This window comes from Mesorhizobium sp. M5C.F.Ca.IN.020.32.2.1 (assembly GCF_004023105.1).
GTDB classification, from domain to species: Bacteria; Pseudomonadota; Alphaproteobacteria; order Rhizobiales; family Rhizobiaceae; genus Mesorhizobium; species Mesorhizobium wenxiniae.
The window spans coordinates 1-7,370 of record NZ_RZSX01000257.1; the positions used below are offsets into that span (position 1 = coordinate 1).

Sequence of the window (7,370 nt, forward strand, 5' to 3'; positions counted from 1 at the left end):
CGCCCTGGAATCAGCAGTGGCCGATGTCAGGGACGTCGACGGCAGCGCTTTCCACCGCCGGCAGGAGAAGGCGCTCGATGCCGCAATCAGGCTCGGCCTGGAAAAGCTCGGGCCCGTCAGCCAGGAGGTGTTTGCATGAATATGCACACCGCCCGCGCGGCTTCCGGGGTCGACACTTTGAAATCGATCCTGGGCATCTCGGTCCTTGCCATTCGCTGGGACGACGCGGTCGCCCTGCTGACACGGTTGATTGCTGAGCGGCGCTTCACCAAGGTCACCTTTCTCAACGCTCACAACGCCAATGTCGCCTATACGGACCCGGTCGTTGCCGAGGCGCTCGACGATTTTCTCATCCTGCCGGACGGTGTCGGCGTCGATCTGGCGGCGAAACTGCTTTACGGGGCGTCGTTTCCGGACAATCTCAACGGCACCGATTTCATCCCTGCCTTTCTGCAGGCGTCCGCCAGGCCGCTGACCGTGGGGCTGCTCGGCGCGACGCAGGTCAACGCCGAAGCGGCGTCGAAGAAGCTGGCGGCGCTCGCGTTGCAGCACCGATTCGTGGTCATCCATGACGGTTATTTCTCTCCCGCCGAGGAGCCGGCAATCGTCGATCGCATCGCCAGATTGAGACCGGACGTGCTGCTTGTCGCCATGGGCGTGCCGCGCCAGGAATTGTGGATCGCGCGCCATATCGACGCGCGCCACTGCACGTTGCCGATCGCCGTCGGCGCGCTGCTCGACTTCATGAGCGGCACGGTGCCGCGGGCGCCGCTGTGGATGCGCCGGCTCAGGCTCGAATGGCTGTTTCGGCTGTGGATCGAACCGGGTCGCCTCTGGCGCCGCTATGTGGTCGGCAATCCCCTGTTCCTGTGGCGCGTCACCGGCCAGAAATTTTTGGGCCACCCCGCGCTTGCCAGAACTCGCCCTGGAGCAGGCCCCGGAGCAAGCCGTTGAACAGCCGGTTCGTGCCGAGCCCTGAGACCGACGTCCTTCGCCAGGCGCCGACGGCCGCGATCGTGACGGCAAGCTATGCGCCGGATTTGGAGCGTTGCCGCCTGCTGTGCGACACCCTCGACCGCTGCGTTACCGGCGTGGCGCACCACTATATTCTTGTCGAGCATCGCGACGTGGCACTGTTTCGTCAGCTGGAGAACAGGCGCCGCACGGTCGTCGACGAGCGGGACCTGTTGCCGCGCTGGCTGCATGCCTTCGACGATCCGCTCAGCCTGTTTCGCCGGCGCATCTGGCTCAGCCTGAAGACCATGCCGCTGCGCGGCTGGCATGTGCAGCAGCTTCGCCGCATCGCGATATCAGCACACGCCGGCGAAGACGTGATGGTCTTCTGCGATTCCGACGTGGCCTTCCTCAAGCCTTTCGACAGCAGCGCCTTCTGGCGCGATAGCAAGGTGCGGCTGTTCCGCCGCGACGGCGTGCTGTCGGGTGAAGGCCATGAGGAACATCGCATCTGGTCGCGCAATGCCGGCTCGGCGCTCGGCATCGAACCATCAGAGGTTTCCACCCACGATTACATTTCGACGCTGATTGCCTGGCGCCGCGAAACCGTGACGGCGATGTGCTCGCGAATCGAGAGGGTCCACGCGCGCTGCTGGGTCGAAGTCGTCGGCGCGGCGCGCAAATTCTCCGAATGCATGATCTACGGCCGCTATGTCGACGACGTGCTCGACGGTGCCGGCCATTTTCACGGCTCGGAGGAGTTCTGCCGCGTCCACTGGACGGGCGAAGCGCTGTCGGATGACGAGTTCCGCCGCTTCGTCGCCGCCATGGCGCCGGAACAGGTGGCCATCGGCATGCAGTCCTTCATCGGCACCGATATCGGTCGCATCCGTCGCCTGATCGGGCTTGATTAGCCCTAGGGTCAAACCCGATCGCTTTGACGACCGGGTTAGACCGATAGTGTTCTCTAACGGGTCAAGGGCGGCGGCTCAGAAAAGCCCGAAGCGAAGCTCGCTTATAAAGCCCTCTAACCGAGGAAGCTCCGCAGACTGCCCGCCGATAGAATTGCGATGATGACGGTGGGAAGGATGGACATCCTTGTGGCTGCGACCATGGTGACCGCAAGCGCGATTATATCCGCGGGATGACCTGTCACGAAATCGGGGGCAATGACCGTTATCAGAACGCAGCCTGGCGCGCTTTCCATAACCATTCTTGTCCGCGCACCAACGGTTCGGTTACGCAGGAAGACGTAACCGCCGATTCGCGTCAGATAGGTGACAGATGCCATCAGCAGGATGGCAAGGAGATACATCGGGTCGATCATGACGACCTCGCCCAGAAGAATGCGGCCACGACACCCGACAGCGCCCCGGCCGGCACATACCAGGCGCCCGGCACGACAAGATACGTCGCTGCTGCGACGAGCAAACTGACAAGCCACGGCAAGGCCGCCGAAACGCCCTTCCACATGCCCGCAAGCATGACGAGGAACACGGCGGGAAATGCCATGTCGAACCCGTAGCGGGTGACGTCGCCCAGCACGGGGCCGACGAGCGCGCCCACTGTCGTGAAAGCAACCCACGTCAGGTAAAGGCCAAGTGAAACGCCGAAATAATACCCAAGGCTCAAGCTCGTGCCCGACTTTCGCGCATCGGCGAGCCCCATGGCCCAGCTCTCGTCGCACATGAAGAACAGGACCAGGAATGCCTTGCGCTTGGGCAGATGCCGGATCAAAGGAGCTAGCGCCGCCCCCATGAGAAGATGACGGCTGTTCACCAGGAAGGTGATCGCGACGATCAACAGCACATGGGGTGGTGACGTCCACAATTCGACCGCGGCGAACTCCGAACCGCCGCCGAAGTTGAGGCCCGTCATAAGAGGCACTTCGAGCGCAGTGAATCCTTTTTGAGCTGCTTGCGAACCGAGGACCAGCGCGAATGGGATGAAGCCGAGCATGACAGGAAACGACGCCTGCAGGCCGCGCCAGCTTTGGTGCTGGGTGCGCTCCGGAACGGAGGCCTCCGCCACATCCAAGTTGCTCATCTCTTTCAATCCTTTTTCCCCGCGCCTGCCCATTCCGGGCAGCTCCGCCTACCGACGGCGGAGGCATCGGATTGTCATGGCAGGCTTTCCCAGGCGTCCGGCGTTCTGACCGCGGCTACGGCACGCGATCATCCATCTCGGGGTACAGCACAACACTTTCCTGTGCGGTCGGCTCGTTGCGCGCGCCGATGAAGACAGCCGGCCTCCTGCCTCGATTGACAGCGACGTGCAGCACGTTGGCTGGGATGTAGAGGTAATCGCCGGCATGCACGACATCCCGATACTGGAGTTCGTCCCCGCTCCGCATCTCCAACTCGTCTCCGCTCAACATGTAGAAGGCCGACTCATGGCGCTCATGGACATGGGCCTTGGTGCGCTGCCCGGGCGGGAGCGCGACAATACCCAACCACAAAGCCATTGCTCCAACCGTCTCCGAGCTTATTCCCGGCAGATAGTCCGATCCCTGCGCGGCCCGATAGGCCGCACCACCCTTGACGACCATAGCTTTGGTGCCGGCGGCCGCAGTCGTACCTGCTGCGGTCCGCTGTATCGACATCGTCATGTGGGCCTCCATTGTGCTAGTCTCGATCAACATGGCCAAGAGGATGGCGAGACGACCGGCCAAAGTCCTTAAAGGGGAGGCGAAAAGTTCCGAATTCTTCCGAATCCGGTGAAGGCGGCGTAACATCGCGCCGCTTCGCGTTCGGGCCGTTCTTGCTTGACATGCAGTACGGCACGCTCATGCGCGAGGGAAAGCCTGTCGCGATCGGTCACAAGGGCTGCTTGCTGCTTCACGCCTTGGTGCAGGCAGCTGGGCAGGTCTTGAGCAAGGCGGCGCTCATCGAGGCGGCCTGGCCCGATACCATTGTCGAGGAGAGCAACCTGTCGGTGCAGATTGCAGCACTGCGCAAGCTCCTCGGGCCACAACCGGACGGCAGCGCGTGGATCGTCACAGTCTCCCGCACTGGGTATCGTTTTGCCGGCCACGTGCGCGTGCTGGACGCCGCGGCCGGCAGCAACCCTTCCGCCCTCCAGCAGCCGGCCGCCTTTCCCGAAAGACCGTCCATTGCGGTCCTGCCATTTGCCAATGTCAGCGACGACAAGGAACAGGCGTACCTTGCCGACGGCATCACCGAGGACATCATCACCGCGCTGACGCGGTTCCGGTGGTTTCGGGTGATCGGGCGCAATTCCAGTTTCGTCTACAAGGACAAGTGCCTCGGCTCCAAACAGGTCGCCGGCGAGCTCGGCGTCCGTTACGTGCTCGAAGGAAGCGTGCGCCGATCCGGCTCGCATGTCCGGGTGTCGGTGCAACTGGTCGATGCGGCTTCCGCCAGCCAGATCTGGGCCGAACGATACGAGATGGAACTGGCGGAGGCATTTGCCGTTCAGGATGCCATTGCCGAACGCATCACCGGCGCGATCGAGCCCGAACTGCTCAAGACGGACTCGCTTCCGGCCGGTGCCCGCCACTCCGGTAATGTGACTGCCTGGGACGTGGTGCGGCAAGGTACCTGGCATTTCCACCACGTCGGCCAGAAAACGCATCTAAGAGCGCGGGAGCTGTTCCGCGAGGCGTGCAGGCTCGACCCCGACCTTGCGGAGGCCCATCTCTGGCTCGGCCGTGTGAGCGCCGGCATCATCGCCTATGGTTGGACCGACAGACCGTCGGAGGACATCAGGGAAGGTCTGGACGCCGCCTTGGTGGCGGTCCGGCTCGATGAGAAGAATCCCTATTCGCATTATGCGTTGGCCATCTGCAGCGCGTACGCCAACGCGCCCGAACAGGCCGTTCTCGCCGCAGAGAGGGCGGTCGAGATCAGCCCGAGCTTCGCCCTTGGCCACCTTGTCCTGGGGATGGGGCAGCTCTTCCGTGGGAGCGCATTCGAGGCGATAGCACCGCTCGAACGCGGCTTGATGTTAAACCCCTACGATCCGCAGAACTTCGTCTGGCTTAATCTGCTGGCACTCGCTTACCTGTTCAATGGCCGAGCAAATGAGGCGCTTGCGGCGGGAATCAAGGCCCGGAAGGTTCGCCCTTCCTGGCGGCCCATCCACGAAACGCTTGCCTGCTGCTATGTTTCGCTCGGGCGCTTGCCGGAAGCCCGATCATGCGTCGAGCAGATGCGCGACATGGATACTCCGTCAGGTGACGCCCTGGCACCGCTGAGACTCCGCAGCCCTCACTGGGCTGAGGAGATAGCGCTTCGGCTAAAGGAGGCAGGGCAGTCAGTATAAGGGCTTTTTAAAGGGCCCTCTGGCGTCGTAAGCCCATGGGTTCAAAAGAAAGGAAAGCTGGACTGTGTCGCCGTCGACGGTTAGCTCTACGTCAGGAGCGTTAGGCTCGGCGTTCCAGTCAGGGTTCAGGTGCCGGAAAGATAACTCGGTCATGCAGCCATTATCGCATGGCGAAAGGACAACTTTCCATCCAATCTCGGCATTTGCGGCAGCCAGCTGATTGAGCTTTATCCTAGACCGGCTTGGCCGGCTTGCGCATCGCCGAATAGGTGAGCAGCGTCGAGGCGAGATAGAGCAGCAGGAAGACGACATTGAGCGACAGCACCAGATCCGGCGTGTCCAGGATCGTGGTCAGCACATAGGTCAGCAGGACCGCCTTCAGCCCGGCAAGCAGGGCCAGGTTGATCGCCCGCACCAGTGTCTGGCCGCGCGCGAACAGGAGCTCGGCCTGGTATTCGATCAGATTGCGCAACCCAGGCACACAGATCCCCAGCGCCACCAGAGGGGCGGCCTCCGCGACATTCTTGCCCAGCGCGTTGGGGAAGAAATGCAGCACGATGGCAAGCGCCGCCAGCGCCAGCGTCGAGACCAGGAACACGCCGCCTTCTATGCCGCTCTTGACCGTCAGGCGCGACAGGAGTTCCGGCGCCCGCATCATGCGCTGTACCAGCATCATCGAGAAGGTGCGGATCGGGATCGCGGTCAGGTCGACCAGCCGCATAATGATGGCGTAGATGCCGGCGAGGTGCGGCCCGCCGATCGCCAGCACCAGGAGCTTGTCGAATTCCATCTGCAGGTAGAACATCATCTCTGCGCCGGCGACGTAGATGGAATCGGCGAGCCGCCTGATATAGAGCGCCAGCCGCAGCCGCAACCTCTGGCGCGGATAGAAAAATGCGAAGGCGAGCAGCAGCGAGGCGGCGTTGGCGCCGATATAATACCAGGACCAGACACCTATGGTCGGCTGCGACGCGAACATGAACAGCACGGCGCCGAGCGCCCGCAAGGCCGTCGCCAGGATCGTCAGCAGGGCGGCGCGGCCGAACTTGCCGAGCCCGTTGTTGACGATCAGCGCGACCTCGACCGGCCGCCACAACAGCGCCTCGGCAAACACGATCGCCGCAAAGACCGACAGCGGCACGGTGCTGGCAAAGAAGACCAGGTAGACGCCGTAAGAGGCGGCAGCCAGCAACGGCAGCGATATCACGCCAAGCAGCAGGAAGCCGGCCGTGAAGGTGCCGATCAGATTGGGGCGGATGGTAGCGGTTCGGTAAAGCGCCGAGATGAAACCGAAGGCCAGGACCCGTGACAGCATCACGCCGGCCGCCGAAGCGGTGGCGAACATGCCGAACTCGGCGATGGACAGCGTGTTGGCCAGCGCGATGAAATAGGCCAGCGAAAACACCAGCCGCCCGCCCGCGCCGCTGATCGCCGAAAGATAGTCGCGAACCAGCCCCCGTCGCTCGGCCACGAAAGCGCCGATCCGAGCGAGGGGCCGCCTTTGCGGGATGTCACCAGCCTGAGTCATGTGTCGGAGACAGCATAGGCTGGAAAGTTTAACGCGCGGTTCGGAAAGCTTTCGTTGCGTTCAAGTAAGACACAACCGATGAGGGAAATCCCGTCTTCAAGGCAGGGAAATTAACCTTTTGTTTCCTATGCTTGTTTAGCGTGGCTTAACGAATGGCTGACCGCGCGCGTCCAAGCCGCCAAGGGCAAGCTCCACTATAATGGTCGACAGGCAAAACCGTGAAGATTGGAGGCGCGAGCGGTCCTTGCTGGCGCTCGGCCGGGCGATGCGCGGCGAAGAAGAAGCTGAACCATCGCTGGTTTCGATCGGGGATCGGGCAGACCCATCATGGCGCGAAGATGCCGCGACGCGCCATCGTCTCGCGCGCCTGCGCCGCGAGGGGCGAGCGCATCCGGAACTCTCGGCAACCCCGGAGCCTTCGGCGATTCCGGAACGCCCGGTAACTCCGGAATTCTCGGCAAACGATGAAACAAGCCAGTTTCAAGCCGAGGATGCATCCGCTTCGGCCGCCCGGATATCGCCAGAGGCGGACGAGGCCGTTGAAGCGGACCGTGCGGAAGCCAGGCCGCGGGAGGAGCCGGTTTCTCCCGGTATTTCCGAGGAC

General features: G+C 62.9%; 7 protein-coding genes and 2 pseudogenes. 5 read left to right on the top strand and 4 right to left on the bottom strand.

The window, feature by feature from the left end; genetic code table 11:
* From EOA86_RS41505 to EOA86_RS14920, 3 genes and pseudogenes are all read left to right on the top strand, one after another.
* Positions 1 to 139 (top strand): annotated as a pseudogene (locus tag EOA86_RS41505) (glycosyl transferase); the annotation flags it as partial.
* Positions 136 to 954 carry a WecB/TagA/CpsF family glycosyltransferase gene (locus EOA86_RS14915; protein ID WP_128342326.1) on the top strand — a complete coding sequence of 273 codons (819 nt, stop codon included), beginning with the start codon at positions 136 to 138 and terminating at the stop codon, positions 952 to 954. The pseudogene EOA86_RS41505 and the gene EOA86_RS14915, both read left to right, overlap by 4 nt.
* Positions 951 to 1,868 carry a DUF6492 family protein gene (locus EOA86_RS14920; protein WP_128342327.1) on the top strand — a complete coding sequence of 306 codons (918 nt, stop codon included), beginning with the start codon at positions 951 to 953 and terminating at the stop codon, positions 1,866 to 1,868. The genes EOA86_RS14915 and EOA86_RS14920 overlap by 4 nt, the downstream gene beginning before the upstream one ends.
* A 113-nt stretch (positions 1,869 to 1,981) precedes the next feature.
* Here EOA86_RS14920 and EOA86_RS14925 read toward each other — a convergent pair whose 3' ends face one another.
* The 3 genes from EOA86_RS14925 to EOA86_RS14935 all read right to left on the bottom strand — a co-directional run bounded on the left by EOA86_RS14925 (position 1,982) and on the right by EOA86_RS14935 (position 3,562).
* The gene (locus EOA86_RS14925; protein ID WP_128342329.1) at positions 1,982 to 2,281 is read right to left on the bottom strand and encodes an AzlD family protein; all 300 of its coding nucleotides are present in this window, start codon (positions 2,279 to 2,281) and stop codon (positions 1,982 to 1,984) included.
* Positions 2,278 to 3,000, bottom strand: coding sequence for an AzlC family ABC transporter permease (locus EOA86_RS14930; RefSeq protein WP_128342331.1), 723 nt, complete (start codon positions 2,998 to 3,000; stop codon positions 2,278 to 2,280). The genes EOA86_RS14925 and EOA86_RS14930 overlap by 4 nt, the downstream gene beginning before the upstream one ends.
* Positions 3,001 to 3,115: 115 nt before the next feature.
* Positions 3,116 to 3,562 (bottom strand): cupin domain-containing protein, encoded by a 447-nt coding sequence (locus tag EOA86_RS14935; protein ID WP_128342333.1) that lies wholly within the window; start codon positions 3,560 to 3,562, stop codon positions 3,116 to 3,118.
* 161 nt (positions 3,563 to 3,723) lie between these two features.
* Between EOA86_RS14935 and EOA86_RS14940 the strand changes: the two genes are divergently transcribed.
* Positions 3,724 to 5,238 carry a winged helix-turn-helix domain-containing protein gene (locus EOA86_RS14940; protein ID WP_128342336.1) on the top strand — a complete coding sequence of 505 codons (1,515 nt, stop codon included), beginning with the start codon at positions 3,724 to 3,726 and terminating at the stop codon, positions 5,236 to 5,238.
* Positions 5,239 to 5,470: 232 nt separating this feature from the next.
* Here EOA86_RS14940 and EOA86_RS14945 read toward each other — a convergent pair whose 3' ends face one another.
* Positions 5,471 to 6,766 carry a lipopolysaccharide biosynthesis protein gene (locus EOA86_RS14945; RefSeq protein WP_128342334.1) on the bottom strand — a complete coding sequence of 432 codons (1,296 nt, stop codon included), beginning with the start codon at positions 6,764 to 6,766 and terminating at the stop codon, positions 5,471 to 5,473.
* A gap of 199 nt (positions 6,767 to 6,965) precedes the next feature.
* Between EOA86_RS14945 and EOA86_RS40285 the strand changes: the two are divergent.
* Positions 6,966 to 7,370 (top strand): annotated as a pseudogene (locus EOA86_RS40285) (succinoglycan biosynthesis protein exop); the annotation flags it as partial.

Bases quoted from the DNA above. Each gene is read 5' to 3' on its own strand.
- EOA86_RS14940 (WP_128342336.1), top strand. From the start codon at position 3,724: ATGCAGTACGGCACGCTCATGCGCGAGGGAAAGCCTGTCGCGATCGGT.
- EOA86_RS14925 (WP_128342329.1), bottom strand. From the start codon at position 2,281: ATGATCGACCCGATGTATCTCCTTGCCATCCTGCTGATGGCATCTGTC.
- EOA86_RS14935 (WP_128342333.1), bottom strand. From the start codon at position 3,562: ATGACGATGTCGATACAGCGGACCGCAGCAGGTACGACTGCGGCCGCC.
- EOA86_RS14915 (WP_128342326.1), top strand. From the start codon at position 136: ATGAATATGCACACCGCCCGCGCGGCTTCCGGGGTCGACACTTTGAAA.
- EOA86_RS14945 (WP_128342334.1), bottom strand. From the start codon at position 6,766: ATGACTCAGGCTGGTGACATCCCGCAAAGGCGGCCCCTCGCTCGGATC.
- EOA86_RS14930 (WP_128342331.1), bottom strand. From the start codon at position 3,000: ATGAGCAACTTGGATGTGGCGGAGGCCTCCGTTCCGGAGCGCACCCAG.